This is a genomic window from Crateriforma spongiae (assembly GCF_012290005.1).
Classification (GTDB): domain Bacteria; phylum Planctomycetota; class Planctomycetia; order Pirellulales; family Pirellulaceae; genus Crateriforma; species Crateriforma spongiae.
Genome location: NZ_JAAXMS010000004.1, coordinates 358,333 through 381,225, shown reverse-complemented (window position 1 = coordinate 381,225; position 22,893 = coordinate 358,333). Strand labels below are relative to the sequence as shown.

General features: G+C 58.6%; 15 protein-coding genes and 1 pseudogene. 10 read left to right on the top strand and 6 right to left on the bottom strand.

The genetic code is table 11. The features are described from left to right. Positions 1 to 15: 15 nt before the first annotated feature. Together aspS and HFP54_RS12870 are read right to left on the bottom strand one after the other, a co-directional pair. The gene (gene aspS, locus HFP54_RS12875; RefSeq protein WP_168565432.1) at positions 16 to 1,794 is read right to left on the bottom strand and encodes an aspartate--tRNA ligase; all 1,779 of its coding nucleotides are present in this window, start codon (positions 1,792 to 1,794) and stop codon (positions 16 to 18) included. A 541-nt stretch (positions 1,795 to 2,335) separates the two neighbouring features. After that, positions 2,336 to 3,925: an MFS transporter gene (locus HFP54_RS12870; RefSeq protein ID WP_168565431.1), complete on the bottom strand. Its 1,590-nt coding sequence runs from the start codon at positions 3,923 to 3,925 to the stop codon at positions 2,336 to 2,338. 337 nt (positions 3,926 to 4,262) lie between these two features. Between HFP54_RS12870 and HFP54_RS12865 the strand changes: the two genes are divergently transcribed. Continuing rightward, positions 4,263 to 4,838, top strand: a complete 576-nt coding sequence (locus HFP54_RS12865) for a glutathione peroxidase (protein ID WP_168565430.1) — start codon at positions 4,263 to 4,265, stop codon at positions 4,836 to 4,838. A 177-nt stretch (positions 4,839 to 5,015) separates the two neighbouring features. On the opposite strand, the gene HFP54_RS12860 is transcribed toward HFP54_RS12865, so the two are convergent. Genes HFP54_RS12860 through HFP54_RS12850 form a run of 3 tightly spaced genes read right to left on the bottom strand, consistent with a single transcriptional unit; the run spans position 5,016 to position 9,772 of the window. Next, positions 5,016 to 6,959 carry a hypothetical protein gene (locus HFP54_RS12860; protein ID WP_168565429.1) on the bottom strand — a complete coding sequence of 648 codons (1,944 nt, stop codon included), beginning with the start codon at positions 6,957 to 6,959 and terminating at the stop codon, positions 5,016 to 5,018. A gap of 48 nt (positions 6,960 to 7,007) precedes the next feature. Next, complete coding sequence (locus HFP54_RS12855; RefSeq protein WP_168565428.1) at positions 7,008 to 7,946, bottom strand: hypothetical protein; 939 nt, start codon at positions 7,944 to 7,946, stop codon at positions 7,008 to 7,010. Beyond that, complete coding sequence (locus HFP54_RS12850) at positions 7,943 to 9,772, bottom strand: cyclic nucleotide-binding domain-containing protein (RefSeq protein ID WP_168565427.1); 1,830 nt, start codon at positions 9,770 to 9,772, stop codon at positions 7,943 to 7,945. Before HFP54_RS12850 ends, HFP54_RS12855 begins: the two co-directional genes overlap by 4 nt. Positions 9,773 to 10,229: 457 nt before the next feature. On the opposite strand from HFP54_RS12850, the pseudogene nifH reads away from it, so the two are divergent. The 9 genes and pseudogenes from nifH to HFP54_RS12805 form a co-directional block, all read left to right on the top strand. Next, positions 10,230 to 11,069, top strand: a pseudogene (nifH, locus tag HFP54_RS12845) (nitrogenase iron protein); the annotation flags it as partial. Between the two features lie 83 nt (positions 11,070 to 11,152). Next, positions 11,153 to 12,826 (top strand): nitrogenase molybdenum-iron protein alpha chain, encoded by a 1,674-nt coding sequence (gene nifD, locus HFP54_RS12840; RefSeq protein ID WP_168565426.1) that lies wholly within the window; start codon positions 11,153 to 11,155, stop codon positions 12,824 to 12,826. Between the two features lie 73 nt (positions 12,827 to 12,899). After that, positions 12,900 to 14,300 (top strand): nitrogenase component 1, encoded by a 1,401-nt coding sequence (locus HFP54_RS12835; RefSeq protein ID WP_168565425.1) that lies wholly within the window; start codon positions 12,900 to 12,902, stop codon positions 14,298 to 14,300. Between the two features lie 49 nt (positions 14,301 to 14,349). Then, positions 14,350 to 15,894: a nitrogenase iron-molybdenum cofactor biosynthesis protein NifE gene (gene nifE / locus HFP54_RS12830; protein WP_168565424.1), complete on the top strand. Its 1,545-nt coding sequence runs from the start codon at positions 14,350 to 14,352 to the stop codon at positions 15,892 to 15,894. Further along, the gene (locus HFP54_RS12825) at positions 15,891 to 17,258 is read left to right on the top strand and encodes a nitrogenase component 1 (RefSeq protein ID WP_206036182.1); all 1,368 of its coding nucleotides are present in this window, start codon (positions 15,891 to 15,893) and stop codon (positions 17,256 to 17,258) included. Before nifE ends, HFP54_RS12825 begins: the two co-directional genes overlap by 4 nt. Before the next feature lie 63 nt (positions 17,259 to 17,321). Beyond that, positions 17,322 to 18,611, top strand: a complete 1,290-nt coding sequence (locus tag HFP54_RS12820) for a radical SAM protein (protein WP_168565423.1) — start codon at positions 17,322 to 17,324, stop codon at positions 18,609 to 18,611. A gap of 76 nt (positions 18,612 to 18,687) precedes the next feature. Continuing rightward, positions 18,688 to 18,990, top strand: coding sequence for a (2Fe-2S) ferredoxin domain-containing protein (locus tag HFP54_RS12815; protein WP_145297530.1), 303 nt, complete (start codon positions 18,688 to 18,690; stop codon positions 18,988 to 18,990). A gap of 5 nt (positions 18,991 to 18,995) precedes the next feature. Continuing rightward, positions 18,996 to 20,186, top strand: a complete 1,191-nt coding sequence (locus HFP54_RS12810) for a hydroxymethylglutaryl-CoA lyase-like TIM-barrel protein (protein WP_168565422.1) — start codon at positions 18,996 to 18,998, stop codon at positions 20,184 to 20,186. Positions 20,187 to 20,443: 257 nt separating this feature from the next. Further along, positions 20,444 to 22,015, top strand: a complete 1,572-nt coding sequence (locus HFP54_RS12805) for a sigma-54-dependent Fis family transcriptional regulator (RefSeq protein WP_197137363.1) — start codon at positions 20,444 to 20,446, stop codon at positions 22,013 to 22,015. A 37-nt stretch (positions 22,016 to 22,052) separates the two neighbouring features. Here HFP54_RS12805 and HFP54_RS12800 read toward each other — a convergent pair whose 3' ends face one another. Beyond that, positions 22,053 to 22,871, bottom strand: a complete 819-nt coding sequence (locus HFP54_RS12800) for an undecaprenyl-diphosphate phosphatase (protein ID WP_168565421.1) — start codon at positions 22,869 to 22,871, stop codon at positions 22,053 to 22,055. Between the last annotated feature and the right edge of the window lie 22 nt (positions 22,872 to 22,893).

The window sequence follows — 22,893 nt, the reverse complement described above, 5'->3', positions numbered from 1 at the left end:
TCGCCGCCCAAGATATCAGTTCTTCGCCTTGATCGTGCGCAGGTGCAGTTCTTCCAACTGTTGGCCGTCCACTTCGCCCGGCGCTTCGGTCATCAAGTCCGAAGCCTTTTGAGTCTTGGGGAACGCGATGACTTCGCGAATGTTCTCCAAGCCCGCGAACAGCATCACCCAGCGGTCAACGCCCAGCGCGATCCCGCCGTGCGGTGGCGCACCATATTTCAGTGCATCCAGCAAGAAACCGAAGCGATCTTTGGCGGTTTCCTCGTCGATCCCCAGCAAGTCGAACACTTGTTGCTGGACGCCGGGGTCATGAATCCGGATCGTACCGCCACCCGCTTCGCTGCCGTTGATCACCAAGTCGTATGCTTGGGCGTGACACTTTTCGGGCTGGTCCTTCAGACGCGGCAAATCGTCCGCCAGCGGCGCGGTGAACGGGTGGTGCATCGCGACATAGCGATCGGATTCCTCGTCACGTTCGAACATCGGGAACTCGGTCACCCAACTGCAATTCAGATCGTTGGGCGAGAACAATTCCAATTCGACGGCCATGCGTTTACGCAGCCCCGACAATCCACGGCATGTCACGTCCCAGGTGTCGGCCAAGAACATCAGCAAGTCGTTGGGCTGGCCGTCCAGTTTTTCCTTGATCTCCGCCAGATGTTCGGCGTCAAAGTTCTTCGCAATCGGGCTCCACAGTGATCCGTCTTCTTCGACACGGAACCAAGCCAACCCCTTGGCACCAAAGTCGTTTTGAACCCAACTGGTCAGCTCGTCGATCTGGCGGCGTGAATACTTATCCGCCGCGTCCCTGACGTTGATGCCGCGAACGAATTTGCCGGCGTCGGCGGTTCCGCGGAACACGCGAAATTCCGTCTTCTTGGCCACATCGGTGACGTCGACGATTTCCATGCCGAACCGCAGGTCGGGTGCGTCGCTGCCGAAACGACGCATCGCTTCTTCGTACGTCATCCGCGGCAACGGCAACGAGATGTCTTTGCCCAGGACTTCCTTGGCCGTCGCGGCGACCAATCCATCGATCAGGCTCATGATGTCGTCCGCGTCAACGAAGGACATTTCCAAGTCCAGTTGCGTGAACTCCGGTTGGCGGTCGGCCCGCAAGTCTTCGTCGCGGAAACACTTGGCGACTTGGACATAGCGGTCAAAACCGGCGACCATCAAAATCTGTTTGTACAGCTGAGGCGATTGCGGCAGTGCATAAAACTGCCCGGGATGAACTCGGCTGGGCACCAAGTAATCGCGGGCGCCTTCGGGGGTACTGCGGCCCAGGATCGGCGTTTCGACGTCGATGAAATCGTGCTGGGCAAAATAGTCTCGCATGATTTTGACGATGCGGCTGCGCAAGACCATCGCCCGCTGCATCTCGGTGCGACGCAAATCCAAAAAGCGATACTTCAGCCGCAGATCTTCGCCCGGCAATTCAGCCTGGCCCGGGGTGAACGGCGGCGTGGCCGCGGCATTCAGTATCTCGAAATGCTCGCTGCGGACTTCGATTTCCCCGGTCGGCAGCTTTTCGTTGGTCTTGCCTTCCAAACGGTCGGAAACCTTGCCGCGGATCAGGATGACGCTTTCGGCAGGCACGTGTCCGGCTTGGTCGATCAGCGTTTTGTCGGCTTCCGGAGGCCCGATGACGACTTGAGTGATGCCGTATCGGTCACGCAAATCGATGAAGACCGCACCGCCGTGGTCGCGTTTGCTTTCGACCCAGCCGCATAGGGTGACTTCCGTTCCGACGTCTGATTTGCGGAGCTGGCCGCAGTTGTGGGTCCTGAGCACGGGGAATCGTTTCTCGTGGTTGGCTGGCTGGATCGGCGGTGCCGAGATTTTTGGAAAGCCGAAGATTCTAGCCACCAATCCGGCCGCGTGAACGGGACTGATTTCATCGGCCCGCCGCTTTCGAGAAGCGAAAGCCGGCACGACCGGATGCCAGCGGGTTCGGCTGCGAATCCACCCTCCTGGAGGGAAGGTGAATAGGGAATCGCGTTCGGCCCAGCACCACCTTCACCCTCCCGCCCCGCGGGAGGGTCGGAATCGAGGAACGAGATTCCGGGGAGGGTTCTTCGGAAATCTCGCCCTCCCCTCGCTGAGGCTCGACCCTCCCGGAGGGAGGGTAAACAGGCAATCGCGTGTTCGGCCCAGCACCACCTTCACCCTCCCGCCCCGCGGGAGGGTCGGAATCGAGGGACGAGATTCCGGGGAGGGTTCTTTGGAAATCCCGCCCTCCCTCGCTAAGGCTCGACCCTCCCGGAGGGAGGGTAAAGGGAATAAGCAGCCGCTTCAGCTCGAACCAGCTTCCGGGGAGGCTTCTTCCAGCCGTCTAATACTCGGTCGGTGCCGGGCGTTCCAGCGGATCCTCGGTCGCCTCGTGAGGCACCGGGACCTCCGCATCCTCATGCTCATGATCGATCTTGATCGCCTTGTAACCGCCGATCGATCGGTAATAGATCAGCAGTCCCAAGAACCCGATCGCCATCGTCGCCGGCACATAGGACGTCAGCGTCAACGCACGACGGCCGCCGAACAGATACGAATCCTGGACGGCCGGGAAATCCGTGTCGGCGTTGGCCAACAAGACTTTCTTTTCTTCCGGATCGATCAGTTCAGCGTCGGCCAACGCCTTGGTCGAAACCGGCTTGCCGTCTTCGCCCAGCTCCGCCCCATTGGCCGCGTTCAACTTTGCCGCGTCCAAAGGCTGGTACTCGTAACCCCAGGCGGTGATGGCTTCGGGTTCGGCGTAACGCTCGAACGTTTCCGGAGCGGTCTGTTGCAGATTCTCGCTCATCGAAAACCCTTGCTGCGTCCCGATCCGCGGGCCGGCGATCTGGCCGACGCACAACATCCCGGCCGCCCCGAGGGCCCCCATCGCGACCGATCCACTTTGCGGATACCGTTCGCCCGCGACCCCCAACATCGTCGGCCACAGGAACGCCTTACCCAGCGAATAGAACGTCGCGGCGACAAAGATCATGCCGACGCTTTGGATCGGCGAACCCAACCACAACAGTCCCAAGCACGCGATCACCGAACTGCCCAACAGCAATCCGATCGGGTTGATCTTGTGGACGATCGGGCCGGCAAAGAACCGCAGCACAAACATCAACATCGACGTGTAAACCAGAATCAGCACCGAGTTGGGCAACAGATTCTCCATCAGCTTCGTCATCCACGAATCGACGCCCAGTTCCATGTAGCCGATCAACGCGTGCAGGACGATCAGCACCAGGAAAGGAATCGAAGCGAAGCACGAGAAAACCGTCGCAAAGTCGCTGCTGGATTCGCCCACCGTCTCGGGGAACTTTTCCGGGATCACCATGATGCCGTAAGCAATGACGACAATCGCAAAGCTGGCCAAGGCCCATTGCCAGGGCAATTCGGTGAACCAAGCTTCTTCGCCGATAAACCCGGCCGCAAACAGACCGCCGACGATCATCCCGGCGGGCCATCCGGCGTGCAAGATATTCAAATAGTGTGTTTTATTGTCCGGATACAACTGGGCGATCAGCGGGTTGATGACTGCTTCATACAACCCCTGACAAATGGAAAACAGGAACGCACTCCAGAACAAAACGTTGAACACGTTCTGCGTCGCGTTCTCCGGATCCGATTCACGCCATCCGTCAAACAGCGGGTTGGCGATGAACAGCATGATGGCACTGACCAAGTGCAATACGAACGCCAGCATCAGCAATTTCTTGTAGCCGAACTTTTCGACCAAGATGCCGCCAAAGAAAATCATCAACCCGAATCCCAGGAACCCTGCCCCAAGAATCGCGCCGAATTGACCTCCCCCGATATTGAATTCGCGTTCCCAAGGACCACCGGCCGCCGTCCTGGTGGCGAACCCGATGCCCGATGCGACCAGCGTTAAAAAGCTGGCCAGCATCAATTTTCCACGTGCAAAATCCACAGACGAGTCTCCTGGGTTGGAACGATTTCAGGTGGGATGAAATTCGGAAGGAATGGCAGATCGCGGATGCTGGGGGTAAACGGTTCGTCCGTCAACCTTGGACCGCGGCTTAGGGGAAGAAATCAAAACGTAATCGGACCACGAGGCCGTCGCCACTAGCACTGGCGGTATACTCACCCCAGAACTTGAAAATATTCCGGGCGGCCTTGTCGGCACGATCCGACGAGTTTCGCCCGAGTCGGACGCCCGTTCTCGAGGCTCAAACTTCGCACGGCCACGCCGACGTTCACCCGATCTCCTGTTCCATCACTTCCTTTCCAACCCTGGAATTCTGCCCATGCGTTTGTTCCTGTCCTGCCTGGTTGCGACCGCCCTAATGACCACCTCCGCCCGCGCCGACAAGGCCGAATCAGACGAGCACGAATGTGCGTTGAACTTCGAAGTCAAAAACATCGAAGGCGAATCGGTCGATTTGGAAAACTACGAAGGCAACGTCGTGCTGATCGTCAACGTCGCCAGCAAGTGTGGCTTGACCCCGCAGTACGAAAACCTGCAAGCGATGTACGAGAAATACAAGGATCAAGGATTTGTGATCCTAGGATTCCCGTGCAACCAATTCGCCGGCCAAGAGCCGTGGGAAGAATCGAAGATCCTGGAATTCTGCACCGGCGAATACAACGTCAGCTTCCCGATGTTCAGCAAGCTGGAAGTCAACGGTGACGACGCCGCTCCGTTGTACAAATTCCTGACCAGCCAAGACGTCAAGCCGAAGGGAGCCGGCAAGGTTTCTTGGAACTTTGAAAAGTTCTTGATCGACCGCGAAGGCAACTTGGTCAACCGCTTCGAGCCTCGTACCAAGCCCGATGACAAAATCGTCGTGAAAGCCGTCGAAGCCGAATTGGCCAAGAAGTAACGCCAATTCTGATCCCCTGCGCGCTACCGCCGGGTCGTTCCGGACAAACACCCCGACCCGCGGCTAGCGCCCATGCCGCTCACAAAGTCGCCTTTCGCTCCGCGAAAGTAGCGTCCAACCATCTTTACCAGCCGTTCACATCGTCGCCTTTCGCTCCGCGAAAGTAGCGTCCACCCATCAATGACGGTGATACCGGTGGCACTGCACGCAACCGTCCGGTGCCGCACCTGGGCGATGACACACCGCACAATCCGCCTTGCTCATCTCTGCAAAACCCACAGCGTTCACTCGCTGGCCGGGCGAATCCATCACCGCCGATTCATCCACGCGGTGACAGTGCTGGCAATCCGACAGCCCCGCGATCTTCAAATGCGGTCCGTGTGAGAACCGATGACCGTCATCCAGCGTCATCGGTTCTTTCCACCGGTCGTTTCCAATCAAACGCATCGGATCCGCCGACGCCCCGTCGTGACACTGCGCACAAGCCTTCACCACGGGATCCGCCAAAATCCGCTGAACCACGGATTCGTCCAGACGTTCCGATCGGACCATCGATAACATTGCGGTCGCAACGGGATCGGCGTGCCCGGTCGGGCGGTAAGCGAGCTTCAGCAGAAAATCATCGCGGTACCATCCGCCCAGCGATAATAGCGTGTCACTGTCGAACCGCTCCGTGTCCGCGTCCGTGTTCGATGCATCGAACCAGTGTGACTTCAACGCCTGAACCATTTGTGGTGCCAAAGACTTCGCCAGCTCCGATGCAACGTCTGGTTCACACCCAGCGTCGACCAAACGGCGAAGCAACTCGGGCTGCCCACCCTTAGCAATCGCCTGGATCAATCGCGCGACCGTCGCGGCCAGATTGGTTGCTAATCGCAAATCGCCGTCGTCATACGGGTCCAACAGCGACAGATCCTGAACGCTTGCGATCTGGGATTCCGTCCAGCCGTCGCCACGCAACAACAGCGATTGCAAAGCCGACATCTGGCCGTCCAAAAAGCCCGTCGCCGCATCGGGCCAGCGGATTCGTTGACCGGAACCGGCCATCGCGGCGACCACATCATCGGGCAGCGACGGCAATGACAAGGCCACGATCCCCGGCGATGCCGCTGCCATTAACGACGCATCATGACATTCCGCGCATGCGGCCCGGTAATCCACGTTGTGGAATTCGGCAAACGGCTGGCCACCCAGACTTGCAAGCCGCGGTTGGTGACACGCCTGACAATCAAAGGCGGCCGCAACGCCATCGCGTCGTGTCGCCGGGAAATGCTTCACTTGGTGACTGGCGTGGTCAAACGCCACGCGACGACGTCCTGATTCTTTCGCGTCTGCCGTATCACGGCGGTACGGATAGCCACGAAATTCTGGATGACCCGACGCGAAATCGCCGTACGCTTCGATGTGGCAACTTTGGCACTGCTGGTCGGACATCGCGACCAAACTGCGATCATCGCCGTGATGTTCCCGATGGCAGACACTGCACTGCACATCCGCGTGCATCGTGCCCGGTGTCGGATCCGCTTCGCCACCCAGCCAAACGGCCGGGGAGAACGACGCCAGCGAAACCGTCGGCCGGCCATCGCGGCGACGATCGATCAAGCGTGCGGTGATCTGCTGTTGCTGCGTGGGCGTCCAGTTGTGAGCCGCCAGAGCCGTGGCACGATCGATCGTCTTGGCGTGACAATCCAAGCACAGTTGCGATTGCGCGTCGGCTGCATCGTCGTGTTTCGATCCGTGGCCAGAAGCCAAACCGAACCAATCGGCCAGTGAACTGGGATCCACCGCGTGACAGGCACGACAATCTGCGGCACCAGAGTTTGCGCCGGATCCGTGAAGGCTGCCCGCCAAGATCTGCGCATGCGGCGTCGAAAGCGGCCCCGGTCGTATCACCGTTTCAGGCCCCGCCAATAAGCCGGCGATGATCAACAGCATCAAGCTTGCCGCGATCACCCCGCCGCCGATCAACCGTTTGCGACCTTTCCAAGTCCGCCGAACGCGACAGGGGCTTGCACCGGAGACCATCGCAAGCGGACAACGTCCCTGCGCCCCGGGGCCACCGGAACACGCATCCTTTTCACCCAATCGACCGCACTGGAAACGACCGGACGGTCGATCCATTGACGGGGGCTTGGGCAGGGCAAGATCACCACGACGCATACGACTGCCCTACCCCGTGATGCCGATGGCGATGACAACATGAACGGTGGCCAACACCACCAACACGATCGACAACGTGGCGTGTGCGGCGACCCAGATTCGCAGTCGCCACTGCAGCGCGTACTGGAAATCCACCTGATCACGGCGGCGTACCAATCCCATCATCTGATCCACAGCCAGGGTGGACGCCTCGTCCAAATACCGGCGTTGGTGATTCAGATCGGCCAACAAATTTTGTCTGAGTCGTGGCGTCGGATACAGTCGCTGCGACAAACACAGCGGCCGAGCCAAGTACGGCTGCACTTTGTCTTCGAAGACTCTTTTGACGATCCGCGCGGCATCCCCGTCACTGAGCTCGCTGATGACACGCGTCGCGGCGTCGTGCAATTGGCTGCGATGCCAACCGTATTGGTCAAATCGAATCTCTTCTCCGACACGACTGATGCGTCGCGGAACCGTTCGGCTGGCGTACAGCCCGTAAAATCCGCTCAGGCTGGTCGCCAAGAACGCGACTGACAACGTCCCCTCCAACCAGCCGTCGCCGACCAGAACCGGTACATGCGTGACGTACACCAACGCGGCGAACAAACCGGTGTAAATGTGAACTTGAGTCCAAGTGCTGACGTTGCCCAGCGGTAAAACCGGGATCCGCCGACGCATTCCGATCATCACCAACAGACCCAAGCATGCCGCCAGTGTGAATCCCGACAACCAGCGGGCATCCCCCAGCGAAGAGACCACTTCACGATGGAAAGCGGCGTAGACCAAAGCAATCAAAACAGTGCTTGCCAGCGAAACCCATCGCCGCCGTTGCCGCTGTGTCCAAACGGTCCGCATCCCCAGCCGGTCCAGTGCCTTGGCCGATGTTGCTGTCGCCCAGCCCAGACCACGACGCATGGTCGATGCCGCCGACGGATTGCCGGTGGTGTTTGACGAAGAACGGTTCATTCACGCCGCTCCCGCATCAAGGTCTGCAGTTCACTCGTTTCGCTCAGATCGATTCGCACCAATGCATCATGCGGACAAGCCGAGACACAGGCCGGGCCACCGGGCTGCGAAATGCACAGATCGCATTTGACCGCTTTCCCGATGGGCTTTTCGTTTTGTTGATCCAGGTACGGCCGCCCAGCGCGATCAACAATCTCCACCATCTCGATCGCGTCGTAGGGGCACGCGTTGGCACAGGTCTTGCAACCGACACAGATCGGTTCGTGAATCTGAATCACCCCCGTCGCTTCGTCGCGCAGGATCGCGCCGGTTGGACACCCGATCATGCAGACTGGATCGGTACAGTGCATGCACGCGTTGACGAACTGGAATTGGTCGTGCCGCAAACCCGTACGTGCGAAACGTGGGTTTCCGTCGTGTGTCGCCGCACACGCTTTCACGCAATCATCACAGCGGGTGCACCGATCCAGATCGATCACCATCGCCTGGCGACCATTGTTCAATCGTTCTTGAACGACGAACTCCAGCATCGACGTCGAATCCAAACGCTGGGCACGATGATCCGTCACGACGGGCAAACGAGTCGACGGTTCGCTATCCCGGCGCGGCTGTCGACGCCGATCCTGGGATTGGTTGGCGGCCCCGGATACTCCGGTATCGTCATCACGCAACATCTGTCGCCCGACGTCGGCGGGCAGTTCGCTGCGCCGCACGAAAGGCAGAATCTCCGTCGCGAAGACTTCCGCGGGAATGTTCAGCGTGTCCAGAAACCCGACCGCCCGCAATTGATTCTGGATCGGTCGTGGTGGTGAAGTTTCGGGCCGAGTCGCGTTGTAGGCCAGTTCCTCCAGTGCAAAGACCTGTCCTTTGCCAAGGTATGCCGTCGTGCGAAATCCGTCGCCGTGCGGCTGACACAGACGTCCGAATCCGGCGCGGACGATGATCAGGTCCGTCGGCAAACCGCCCTGCTGGATCACCAACGGCTCCGATTCAATCTGTTGTTTTGGCGACAGCTTTCGCGACTTGCGATATTCGGTGTTCCAAGCCAGACGCCCGAACGATCGCAATTGAGTCGCCGCCACCACCTTGATCATGCGATCATCGGGCAAATGCCGCAGCAGGGGGACTTCACGCAAATGCAGGGGCAGCCACTGGCTGCGGTAATGCTGGTCCAACTGTTCGGCAAACCCCGGGTCGTTTCGCAATAGCTTCAGACCTTGCCAACGGATCTCCAGCAGCGCCGACTCCGTTTCCGCCAACACCGTGGCCGTCCGTGGCGACCGATACATCGCCGCAACTTCGCCGAACAGTTCCCCCGGCCCCAATCGCACCGATTGGTTTTCCGACAGCACAGCATCGACGTCTTGCAGAAACAGTGCCGTGTGATCGTCGTTGTGATGGACACTGGACTTTCCGTCCTTGGTCGGACGCACTGCCGCGATCGAGCGAGATTCGGGATAGCGGCTGGGAAACAGGTATTCCGCCAACGCTCCGGCCCACGTCTTTTGGGGCGGTGTTTCACGGCCCATTTGTTCTTGCCGCAGCGAATCGATCATCAACCGCGTCTGGCCGGCCAGCACCAGAAAGGCACTGTTGCCATAGTCGCCTTCGCGGACAATCAATTCGCCGGCCTGATAACGTCGCAACCTGCAATCGTTTTTCAACACGCCTTCCAACGGCGTGGATCGCGGGAATCTGGACGGATCCAGCGACGCAAACGGCTGGCGCGACCGCAGCCAAGCGACGTCGCTGTCGCTCATCGACGGATCCATCGGCTCGTCCCATCGTTTGGGCCGAGTCACTGCGATCGAGGGCGAAGATTCCATGCCGGTTGCTAAACCGCATCGATCCGGCGGGTCAAGATCGATCCCCCGGCTTGCCCTGTTTCACAAACCGTCGCTCCATCGATGTCCGAAACGGGAAACACCAAGCGACACAAATGTCACTTTCGTCGTTCGGTCACGACAAATGTGTTGGTTGCAACGACCGGCCGAAGATGACAGTCGCCGTGTCATCGGAAATTTGTAAAGAAATTGCCCCCGAATCGAATCCTGCGTTCGGTCTTTGGGGCATTCAAACCGCGATTGGCATCGCGTGATGCGACCGGATGACTCTGCTGCCCCGGTCAATCCATTCTGCCGGCACGGCCCTTGCCAAAGGACCTCCTCTCAACAGGCACTCGGATCCACTGGTCTTTGACGCCGCACCAACGCGTCCCAAGACGCCACGAGCGGGTCGAGTCGCCGCCGTTTGGACGAACACGAAACTCCGAAGCGAGAGGGAATGATGAGAAAAGTCGCGATCTATGGAAAAGGTGGCATTGGCAAAAGCACCACCACACAGAACACCGTCGCCGCCCTGGTCGAAATGGGCAAGAAAGTCATGGTCGTCGGCTGTGACCCCAAAGCGGATTCAACACGATTGTTGTTGAACGGTCTGGCTCAAAAGACGGTCTTGGACACCATCCGCGAAGAAGGCGAAGACGTCGAACTTGAAGACATCCGCCGCGCGGGGTTTGGTTCTTCGCTGTGTGTGGAATCCGGCGGCCCCGAACCCGGCGTCGGCTGCGCCGGTCGCGGGATCATCACCAGCATCAACCTGTTGGAACAGCTGGGTGCGTACGAAGAATCGGAGCAACTGGATTACGCCTTTTACGACGTGCTGGGTGACGTCGTCTGTGGCGGATTCGCGATGCCGATTCGCCAGGGTAAAGCGCAAGAGATCTACATCGTCTGCAGCGGCGAAATGATGGCGATGTACGCGGCCAACAACATCTGCAAAGGCATTCGCAAGTTTGCCGAAGCGGGCGGCGTTCGCCTGGGCGGGCTGATCTGCAACAGCCGCAAGGTGGACAACGAACGCGAAATGATCGCCGAGTTTGCCAACCGCCTGGGCACGCAAATGATCCACTTTGTCCCTCGCGACAACGACGTCCAGCGGGCCGAGATCCGCAAGATGACCGTGATCGATTGGAACAAGGAATGTCCGCAAGCGGATGAGTATCGCACGCTTGCCAGCAACATCGACAAGAACGACATGTTCGTCGTTCCCAAGCCATTGGAGGTCGAACAGTTGGAATCGCTGCTATTGGAATACGGCCTGTTGGAAGGCGCCGCCGCCTAGCCATCGATCTTCGTCATACACCAAACACGATTCGTCCGCATTTCATTTTTCCACGGCCAACGCGCCATTCCAGGAGAATTACCGTGTCCGAACACTCACCTTTCGATGACGATTCCGAGGTTGCCGTGACCAGCGAATCGTTACGTGATGACCTGCTGGATGCCTATCCAAAAAAGACACGCCGCAAACGCGAAAAACAGGTCGTCGTCAATCACAAACAGGCGGACGAATCCGGTTTGGTTTCACTGCCGGTGATCGGTGCCAACACACGCACCATTCCCGGCGTGATCACCCAACGTGGTTGCAGCTATGCCGGTTGCAAAGGCGTGATCCTGGGACCGACGCGTGACATCGTCAACATCACCCATGGCCCGATCGGCTGTGGATTCTATTCCTGGCTGACACGCCGGAACCAGACGCTGGCACCGACCGACGAACACGACAACTTCATGCCGTACTGCTTCAGTACTGACATGCAGGATGAAAACATCATCTTCGGTGGTGAAAAGAAATTGGCCAAAGCGATCGAGGAGGCTTATGAACTTTTCAAGCCCAAGGCGATCGCAGTCTTTTCCACCTGTCCGGTGGGCCTGATCGGCGACGACGTCCACCAAGTCGCCGCGGAGATGAAAGAAAAACTGGGCATCAACGTCTTTGGCTTCAGCTGTGAAGGTTACAAAGGCGTTTCCCAATCGGCCGGACACCACATTGCCAACAACCAAATCTTCAAACACGTCGTGGGTGAAGACGACACCAAGCGTGGCAAGTGGTCCATCAACCTTTTGGGTGAATACAACATCGGCGGCGACGCCTTCTTGATCGAAGACCTGTTGCAGCGATGCGGCATCGATTTGGTGGCCACGTTCAGCGGAAACAGCACCTACGATCAGTTCGCCAATTCGCACATGGCCCAATTGAACTGTGTCATGTGCCACCGGTCGATCAACTATGTCGCCGACATGATGGAAAAGAAGTATGGACCGCCCTGGATCAAGGTCAACTTCATCGGTGCCAAAGCGACCGCGAAAAGCCTGCGAAAGATCGCCGAGTATTTCGACGACCAGGAACTGACCGAAAAGGTCGAAGCGGTCATCAGTGAAGAATACCCCGCGGTGTTCGAAGCCCAAAAGACCTATAAGCCTCGGTGTGAAGGCAAACGAGCGATGCTGTTTGTCGGCGGGTCAAGGGCCCACCATTACCAGGAACTGTTTGCCGAATTGGGCATGAAGACCATCGCCGCCGGCTATGAGTTTGCTCACCGCGACGATTACGAAGGCCGCGATGTGCTGCCCGACATCAAAGTCGATGCGGATTCGCGGAACATCGAAGAACTGCACGTCGATGCGGATCCCGATCATTACCGGGGCGATGACCGCGCCAAGGCGATTGAGCGTGAACGGGCGGGATACAAGTTCAAAGAATATGACGGCTTGATGGCCGACATGCCGGAAAGGGCGTTGGTGATCGACGACATCAACCATCACGAATCCGAAGAACTGATTCGCCGCATGAAGCCGGACATCTTCTGTGCCGGAATCAAAGAAAAGTACGCCGTTCAAAAGATGGGCGTGCCATGCAAACAACTGCACTCTTATGACTACGGCGGACCCTACGCCGGATTCCAGGGTGCTATCAACTTCTACAAGGAAATCGATCGCATGGTGAACGCCAAAGTCTGGTCGATGATCCAACCGCCGTGGTCGGACCAGGCCGATCAGAACGCACCGTCATCATCATCGATTCGCCGGGAGGGCTAAGCCAGCCGGATCGATCTGTTGATCACGCCAGAACTCTCTTTCCATCCATACCATTCGATTCACGGATACCATCATGACATTGCTACGCCATACTTCGGCGGATCAAGACGTCCAGCGTGAAGCGTTGACCGTCAATCCCGCCAAGACGTGTCAACCCATCGGTGCGATGTACGCCGCGCTCGGGTTGCATCGATGCCTGCCGCACAGCCACGGTTCCCAAGGTTGTTGTGCCTATCACCGGTCCACGCTCAGCCGACACTACAAAGAACCCGCCATGGCGGGCACCAGTTCGTTCACCGAAGGCAGTTCGGTGTTCGGAGGCCAAGCGAACCTGTTGGCGGCGATCGAAAACATCTTCACGGTCTATGACCCTGATGTGATCGCAGTCCACACGACGTGCCTGAGCGAAACGATCGGCGACGACGTGCCACAGATCGTCGAAGCCGCGATCGACAAGGGATTGCTGCCCGAGGGCAAGATGGTGATTCACGCCAACACGCCGTCCTATGTCGGTTCGCACACCACCGGTTTCGCCACAATGACCAAAGCGATGGTCGACTACATCGCACAGTCCAGCGGCGCCGAAAAGATCCGCGACCAGGTCAATCTGATTCCCGGTTGGGTGGAACCGGCCGACATGAGTGAACTGAAACGACTGGTCAAGCTGATGGGGCTGGATCCGGTCACGTTTCCGGATACGTCCGGTGTCTTGGATTCACCGCAAACCGGCATTCATGAAATGTTCCCCGCCGGCGGTGCGACGGTCGACTCGATCCGTTCGGCGGGCGATTCCTGTCACACGATCGCGTTGGGTCCGATCTGCAGCGGTCCGGCGGCGAAAGCCTTGTTCGCCAAGTGCCAGGTGCCGCAAACCACGTTGCCATTGCCAATCGGCCTGAAGGCGACTGATCAATTCATCATGAAGCTGCGTGAGATCAACGGCGGATTCGTCCCCGATGAAATCATGACCGAACGCGGACGCTTGTTGGATTTGATGACCGACATGCACCAGTATTTCTATGGCAAGACCGCTGCTTTGTGGGGCGACCCCGACCAACTGGTCTCGCTGGCCGAACTGTTGATCACGCTGGACATGATTCCAAAGTTCGTCGTGACTGGAACACCGGGCAAGAAGTTCTTCAAGCGAATGGGCGATGTGCTGGGCGACCACGCGCAAGCCTGCAAAGTCGACCAAGGCTCCTGTGCCGACATGTTCCAACTGCACCAGTGGATCAAGAGCGATCCGGACAAGGTGGATCTGCTGATCGGCAACACCTATGGGAAGTACATCGCCCGCGACGAAGACATCCCGCTGATCCGTCACGGATTCCCGATTCTCGATCGCATCGGTCACCAACATTTCGCGACCGTAGGCTATCGCGGGACGACGCGAATCTTGGAACAGATTCTGGACGCTTTCCTGGATCGTCAAGACCGCGACGCTCCCGAATCCGGTTTCGAACTGGTGATGTAGATCGCCGCCGTCATCATCCCGCAACGTGCAACACGAAGAATGCAACGCCATGCGCGAGGCCATTGATATCCTGGACGCCCGCCGCCGTCAGGTTCACACCAAGGGTGCCCAGCCGTTCCAGCTGGACTGTGAAAAACACAGCGTTGCCGGTTCGGTCAGCCAGCGGGCGTGCGTGTTCTGCGGTTCACGGGTCGTGCTGTATCCGATCACCGACGCCCTGCACTTGGTGCATGGACCGATCGGATGCGCGGCGTACACCTGGGACATTCGCGGTGCCCAATCGTCCGGATCGCAATTGCATCGCATGTCGTTTTCAACGGACCTGCGTGAAAAGGATGTGATCTACGGCGGGGAAAAGAAATGCGAAACCGCGTTGATCGAACTGATCGGGCGGTATCGACCCAAAGCGGCGTTTGTCTACGCGACGTGCATCGTCGGATTGATCGGTGACGACTTGGAAGCGGTCTGCCGGCGCGTGACGGCACAGACGGGCGTGGAAACGATCCCCGTGCACAGCGAAGGGTTCGCCGGTTCCAAGAAAGACGGTTACACGGCCGCCTGCGCGGCACTGGATCGCTTGGTCGGTTCCAGTGAATCGCCGCCGCCGGACGGACCTTCGATCAACATCCTGGGCGACTTCAACATCGCCGGTGAAACCTGGGTCATCCGCGACTACTACGAACGAATGGGCGTCAACGTCATCTCTACCATCACCGGTGACGGACGTGTTGATGATATCCGCCGGGCTCACCACGCCCAGTTGAACGTTGTGCAGTGCTCGGGATCCATGAAAGGCTTGGCCCGGCTGATGAAGCAAAAGTACGACATTCCGTTTGTTCACGTGTCGTACTTTGGACTGGAAGACGTCAGCAAAGCCCTGTACGACGTCGCCGAAACATTCAACGATCCGGCGATGATGCAACGCACGAAGCGTTTGGTGCGTGACGAAATCAGTGCCGTGATGCCGCGACTGCGACGCTATCGTGATGCTTTGCAGGGCAAGAAGGCGGCGGTCTACACCGGTGGTGCTTTCAAGGCTTTCAGTCTGGTGCGGTCCTTGCGAACGTTGGGCGTTCAAACGGTGATCGCCGGTTCGCAAACGGGCAATCCCCAGGACTATCAGCAACTGGAATCACTGTGTGACGACGGGACCGTGTTATTGGACGACACGAACCCGTTGGAACTGGCAAAGTTCATCGACCAGACCGGCGCCGACTTGTTGATCGGCGGCGTGAAAGAACGACCGATCGCCTACAAGCTGGGCGTCGCATTCTGTGACCACAATCACGAACGCAAACGTTGTCTGGCCGGATACGAAGGCATGGTCAACTTTGCCAACGAAGTCTATTCGTCGGTTTGCAGTCCAGTTTGGTCGCTGTCACCACGCAAACAACACGCGTCGTCTGTCAAACGATCGATCGCCCCAGGCCCCTTGGTCACAGCGGATGCCGGGTTGCCGCTCAACGCGAAAGTCCCGCAATGCCCGACCGCGGCGACCGCCCCATCACCGGGGTCCGATTCACAAGCCTGTGGCGTTTGTCAGTTGAAAGCTCACTGCAGCGGCTTGGCTGCCCAAGAAACGGAGACGGCATGATGACCGATCAAGGTTCCAGCTTTGTTGCCACCCGAAACGCATGCAAGATGTGCACGCCCTTGGGTGCTTGTCTGGCATTCAGCGGCGTGGAAGGCTGCTTGCCCTTCTTGCACGGATCACAAGGCTGCTCGACGTACATCCGGCGATATTTGATCAGCCACTTTCGCGAACCGATGGACATCGCGTCGTCCAACTTCGACGAACAATCGGCCATCTTTGGCGGGCAAAACAACCTGTCGATCGGGCTGCGGCACGTGCTGGAAAGTTATCGCCCCAAAGCGGTGGGAATCGCAACGACTTGCCTGAGCGAAACGATCGGCGACGACGTGTCGATGTTCCTGAACGAATTTCGCAGCGAACAAGCGGGCAATACGGACCTGTCGATCCCGCCGCTGATTCACGCTTCGACGCCCAGCTATCACGGCAGCCATTTCGACGGATACACCGAAGCCGTGGCGGCGATCGTCGACACCCTGGCCGAAGGCGGAAAGCGACAAGACGACCTGGTCAACATTCTTCCCTTCATCGTGTCGCCCGCCGACCTACGTCACCTGCGAGAAATCGTTCACGATTTTCGACTAACGCCAATCCTGACGCCGGACTACAGCGATCGATTGGACGGCCCGCCGTGGCAACAGTACCAACGGATTCCCGATGGCGGTACGCCCATCGACATGATTCGGCGATGCGGAACCGCCGCCGCGTCGATTCAGTTGGGTGATACGCCAACGGGTCGCACCGCGGCGGGCATCCTGGCCGCAAAATTCGACGTGCCCGCCATGGTGTTGCCCATGCCGATCGGTGTGCGAGCCAGCGATCAAATGTTCGGAGTGTTGGAAAAGGTCAGCGGCCGACCGACGCCCCAACATCACACTGCCGAACGCGGGCGATTGGTCGACAGCTACATCGACGCCCACAAGTACATCTTTGGAAAGCGTGCCATCGTTTTCGGCGACGAAGACTTCGTCGTTTCAACCGTCGGATTCTTGGCGGAGATCGGCATCCAAACCGTCTTGTGCGGCTCCGGAGGCCAGAGCGGAACGCTGAAGGCATCGATCAACCGAATCGAAATGGGCCCGAGCGAACCGCCGCGGGTGATCGAAGGCGTCGACTTTGAAGACTTGACCGAGGCCGCCGCCGACGTCCACGCGGATCTGATGATCGGTCATTCCAAAGGCTACAAGCTGGCCCGCCAACTGGGCATTCCGTTGGTCCGCATCGGCTTACCCGTTCACGACCGGTTTGGCGCATCGCGAATGCTGCACGTCGGCTATCGCGGCACCCAACAACTGTTTGATCGCATCGTCAACACGTTGTTGGAACAGCGTCAAGACATCAGCGAAATGGGATACACGTACCTGTAATGCCACGTCCAAAAATGCTGACTTGGTTCCCGCGTTTTCTCTCATCCGACAAGGCCGATTGCCATGAGCGTTCAATGCCATCCGTGCTTTGATCCCGAAGCCCGACATCAATACGGACGCGTGCACTTGCCCGTCGCGCCGAAGTGCAATGTCGGATGCAACTTTTGCAACCGCAAGTTCGATTGCTTGAACGAATCGCGACCGGGGGTTTCCAGCACGCTGCTGACGCCCGAACAATCGCTGACGTACTTGAACAAAGTCGTCGACCTGGTGGACACGCCGATCACGGTTGTCGGCATCGCCGGACCTGGCGACCCGTTCGCCAACGCCGACAAAACGATGCGGACGTTGCGACTGGTCCGCGAGCACCATCCGTCGATGCTGTTGTGCGTTGCCAGCAATGGCCTGGAAATCGCGCCGCACGTCGAAGAACTGGCGGAACTGAAAACCAGCCACGTCACTTTGACCATCAACGCGATCGATCCACAGATTAGTGCCAAGATCTATCGTTTCGCTCGGCTGGGCCGAAAAGTCTTGCGTGGTATCGAAGCGGCGGAGGCTTTACTGGACCAACAACTCGATGCGATCGACTTGCTGAAGTCTCACGGGATGACGGTCAAGGTCAACAGCATCGTCATGCCTGGGATCAACGACCATCACATTCCCGACATCGCACGTTTGGCGAGCCGCTTGGAGGTCGATTACCACAACTGCATGGCGTTGTATCCGCTGGCCGACACGCCCTTCGCCGACTTGGACGAACCCGATGCGGCGATGATGACCGACATCCGCGATCGGTGCGGCGAATTTGTTCCCCAGATGGAACACTGCCAACGCTGTCGCGCCGATGCCGCCGGCATGTTGGGCGAAGACAACGACGAGGTCGTTCAGCAAGCGTTGACCGAAGCTGCGTCGGCGGAAACGGTCCCCAGCGACGATCGCCCCTATGTCGCCGTCACGTCGTTCGAAGGCCTGTTGATCAACCAGCACCTGGGGGAATCCGAACAGTTGTGGATCTTTGGCCGCAACCCCGACGGCAGTTTTCGCCCGATCGAAACACGTCCCACGCCGTTGCCCGGTTCGGGTGAAAGTCGCTGGGACGAACTGGCGGCTCGACTGGACGACTGCAGCGTTCTGCTTTGTGGCAACGCCGGGCAAAGTCCCAAAGTCGCGTTGGCCAAACACGGCGTCCGCGTGCTGGTCGCCGAAGGCATGATCGAAGATGCCTTGCACGCGATCTATCAAGGCCAGAAACCTCGCATGCCCGCCCGAGTGCTGGCACCGGCATCGGGTTGCGACACCGATGGCGTCGGCTGTGGCGGATGTCCCGGCTCGGGCACCGGTTGCGGTTGATGCGATTGAATTCCCACGCCTTTTCCGACCTGTTTTCGTTCCGTTCAATTCACCGCGTATTGCGAAAGGCAAGCCGATGGACACCAGTCGTTTTCATTTGATGATTTGCAACAGCTATCGCACCAACGGCGAACCCAAAGGCGTCTGCCATCGAAAAGGTGCTGCGGGGTTGCCACAGTACTTGGAAGACGAAATCATCGATCGTGGCATCGATGCGATGGTATCGACCACCAGTTGTTTCAAACGCTGTGGCAAAGGCCCATTGTTGGTCGTCTATCCCGAAGGTTGGTGGTACAGCGAAGTCGACGAAGACAAGATCGACGAAATCTTGGACGCGTTGGAAGACGAACGTCCGGCCGAAGCCTTGCTTGCGGAATAGTCACCGTGTCGGCTTCATGCAATCAACCCTCGCCCACGGCAACTTCATCGCAGCGATCCGTTCACCTGGTCGACACCACGCTGCGTGACGCCGCCCAATCGCCCGGCATCATTTTTTCCGCACAAGATCGGCTGGCCATCGCGAACGCTTTGGCCGAGATCGGCGTCGACGAAATCGAAGTCGGTTGTCCCGTCATCGGCGATGACGAACAAGCTGTAATTCGTCAAACGTTGGACATGAATTTGCCTTGCCGAATCACCGGTTGGTGTCGCGCAAGTGTTGCGGATCTGGACGCCGCCGCGTCGTGTGGTCTGCGGTCGGTCCACGTGGCGTTGCCAGGATCCGATTTACAGATCCAGACACTGGGCAAGTCTTGGACGTGGGTGATCGACACGTTGCACCGTAGAGTCGACTTGGCCCGGCAACGTTTTGATTTCGTTTCCGTCGGGTTCATGGACGCCTCACGCTGTGGCGACGCTTCGGTCCTTAAATTTGCACGACATTGCGAACAACTTCAGATCGATCGCCTGCGTCTGGCCGACACGGTGGGCTTGTGGAACCCGATGACTGCGGCCCGCATCGCCGGTCTTGTACGCGAGGCAACCAGACTGCCAGCGATCGGTGTTCACTGTCACAACGATTTGGGTATGGCGGTGGGCAACACCTTGGCGGCGCTGCAAGCGGGCGCAACGGATGCCGACGTGACGGTTTTGGGGTTGGGCGAACGTGCGGGCAACGCGGCGTTGGAAGAAGTCGCCGTCGCATTGGCGGCCACCACGGACATTCGCACCCGCATCCGGCGCGAAAAGTTATGCCAACTGTGTCGCCAAGTCGCGGCGGCCTGCGATCGAACGATTCCGCCGCAAAAACCGATCGCCGGCGAAGGATTGTTTGTCCACGAATCGGGCATCCATGTGCATGGTGTGCTTCGTAATCCTGCGGCATTCGAACCGTTTCCCCCTGGATCGGTCGGCCAAACGGGTCGCGAAATCCGCGTGGGTTCGCACAGCGGACGCGCGGGACTGACCGAAGCGTTGCGTGCAGCGGGGATCCCCGCCCGTGGCGATGAGGTGTCCGAATTAATGGCCAAGGTCCGCCACGAAGTCGCACGAACACGACGGTGCATCACACCCGGGCGGCTGGCGGAAATTTACCGGGTTCACAAGCAAAGCGGCACACCGTCGCATGCGGGCTAAAACCGGACGCCGCGTTCAGGTCGGGAACTCGATTTGCAGCCGAAGCCGTTTCAATCGATTCGCCCAAAATTTCAGCAACGCAATGTCGCCAAACCGTTGCGAATCGATCCACCGGAGTGCGACGGAATCGTCATCGGCCGTATCGTTTCGGCCGGATTCACGTCACTGGATGCTCTGAACACTTCAAGTACGAAACTTGTCCCGTGTCCGCCGATCCCCCGCATCGTCTGCCCACACACTGTTCATCGAAATGCGATTTGCACAATGATCAAGCATCGGCACACGCCTGCGCGGCACAGAAGGACCGCTGGCGACACCAGATGGCGGCATTGTCATCGATCGCACAGGTGTTGAACGCACGCTCAGGTCAAAGCCAAACGCTGCACGACATCCTGCAGGTTCTGGAACAGACTTTGGGTATGGTCCGAACCACCGTGATGCTGTTGGCCGCCGACGAACAACGGTTGGTCATCGGCGCGACCCGCAGCGTTCCACCCGACCAAGCACAATCGGTTCACTATCAACGTGGCGAAGGCATCACCGGCCGGGTCTTGGAAAGCGGCCGTTCCGTGGTCGTGCCCAGCGTTTCAAGTGAACCCGAATTCGTCGACCGCATCCACCAGCGGGCACGCCGACACGCGGATGACAGTAGTTTCATTTGCGTTCCCATCATGGTCGGACGCGAAGTGATCGGGACCTTGGCCGCTGACCTGCCGCCCGGTGAATCGGGTCAACGCGACGCGGATGAACTGGACGAAGCCGAACGGGCCCTGACCATCGTCGCGGCGATGATCGGATTCGACGTTCGCGTGCGACGCGACGAACGGGAAGAACACGAAGCACTGCAAGAAGAAAACTTGCGGCTGCGCGATGCCTTGGAAGAACGCTTTCGTCCGGAAAACATTATCGGAAATTCGCGTCCGATGCGAGCCGTCTATACACGGATCCGCCGCGTCGCGACCGGCAACACAACCGTTCTAATTCGCGGCGAGACCGGGACCGGCAAAGAATTGGTGGCGTCCGCGATTCACTATTCCAGCGGTCGATCGAACCAGCCCTACATTCGGGTCAATTGTGCGCAGTTGAGCGAGACGTTGTTGGAATCGGAACTGTTCGGCCACGAGAAAGGTGCGTTCACCGGAGCCATCGAGCGACGGATCGGACGCATCGAAGAAGCCGAAAACGGAACGTTGTTCTTGGACGAAATTGGTGACTTCCCGCCCGCGATTCAAGTCAAGTTGTTACGGTTCCTGCAAGAACATGAATTCGAGCGGGTCGGATCCAATGAAACGTTGACGGCGAACGTCCGAGTCATCGCGGCGACCAACTGTGACTTGGAAAGTGCACTGAAGGAAAAAACGTTTCGCCAAGACCTGTACTATCGCATCAACGTTTTTCCAATCGTGTTGCCCGCACTGCGTGAACGACGCGACGACATCTTGCTGCTCGCGAATCACTTCGCCGAAAAGTATGCACGCGAAATGGGCAAACAAATTCGCCGGTTCAGCACACCGGCGATTGACATGTTGATGGCCTATCACTGGCCGGGCAACGTTCGAGAGCTGGAAAACTGCATCGAACACGCCATCTTGTTGGCCGACGGTGACGCGATCCTGGGCCATCACTTGCCGCCGACGTTGGAGATGCCGGATGCGGCCGACGATTCGGTATCCAGCCGGCTGGACATCCGCGTCGAAGCACTGGAACGCGACATGATCAGCGACGCGTTAAAATGTGCTTCGGGCAACGCCGCCGCTGCCGCTCGGCAACTGGGCATCACCGCCCGAATGATTCGGTACAAGATGAAAAAGCTGGGCTTGGAAACTTAGCGTTCGATCGCCGACGTTCGCAGCGATCGCATCCGTTTCAGGCGATGAAGCCCGCGGCCCAAAGTCCCAACGCCGCAACACCGACCGGATAGCACCACCACGCGAACCAGTGCAAGCGGTCCAGACGGCTCCAACCGATCAGCCATTTCAGTGCGACGATCCCGACGACAAACGAGACGACGGCACCGACGATCAACAACATCGCTTGGTTGTCCGGCGGACTGCCCGATTCGGGGTCCAGCAGATCTTTGGCGGTCAGCACCGTGGCACCCAGGATCGCGGGAATCGCCAACAGGAATGAGAACGTCACCGAGTCTTCGTTCTTCAGCCCCATCAGACGGCCACCCAAAATCGTCGAACCACTGCGGCTGATCCCCGGCAGAATCGCAAACGCCTGGAACGTGCCGACGGCCAACGCGCCTTTCCAGCTGAGTTGTTGATAGTCACCGCTGCGTGGCTTCAAACGGCCCAAAACGATCAACATCGTTCCGGTCACCAACAGCATTGCGGCGGCCAAAGGCGTGGATTTCAAAACCGATTCAAACGCCAATTTGATGCCCACGCCGATAACGGCTGCGGGGATGGTGCCGACGATCAACAGCGGGATGACGGCTTTGTCACGGCTGAGCAAATTCAGAATGTGCCGCCAATAGATCACCAGGATCGAACCCAGCGTTCCGGCGTGCAAAATGATTTCCAATGTCGCCGATTCGCCCAGCTCCTGCAGCGCGGGCGATTCGTTGATCGTCTGCAGCAGTGCCCCCAGCAGGACAAGGTGGCCGGATGAACTGATGGGCAAAAATTCGGCAATGCCCTGGACGATCGCCAGGATCAATACGTTCAGCAGGTCGGCCACAGATCGTCGCTTGGGTTGGCTA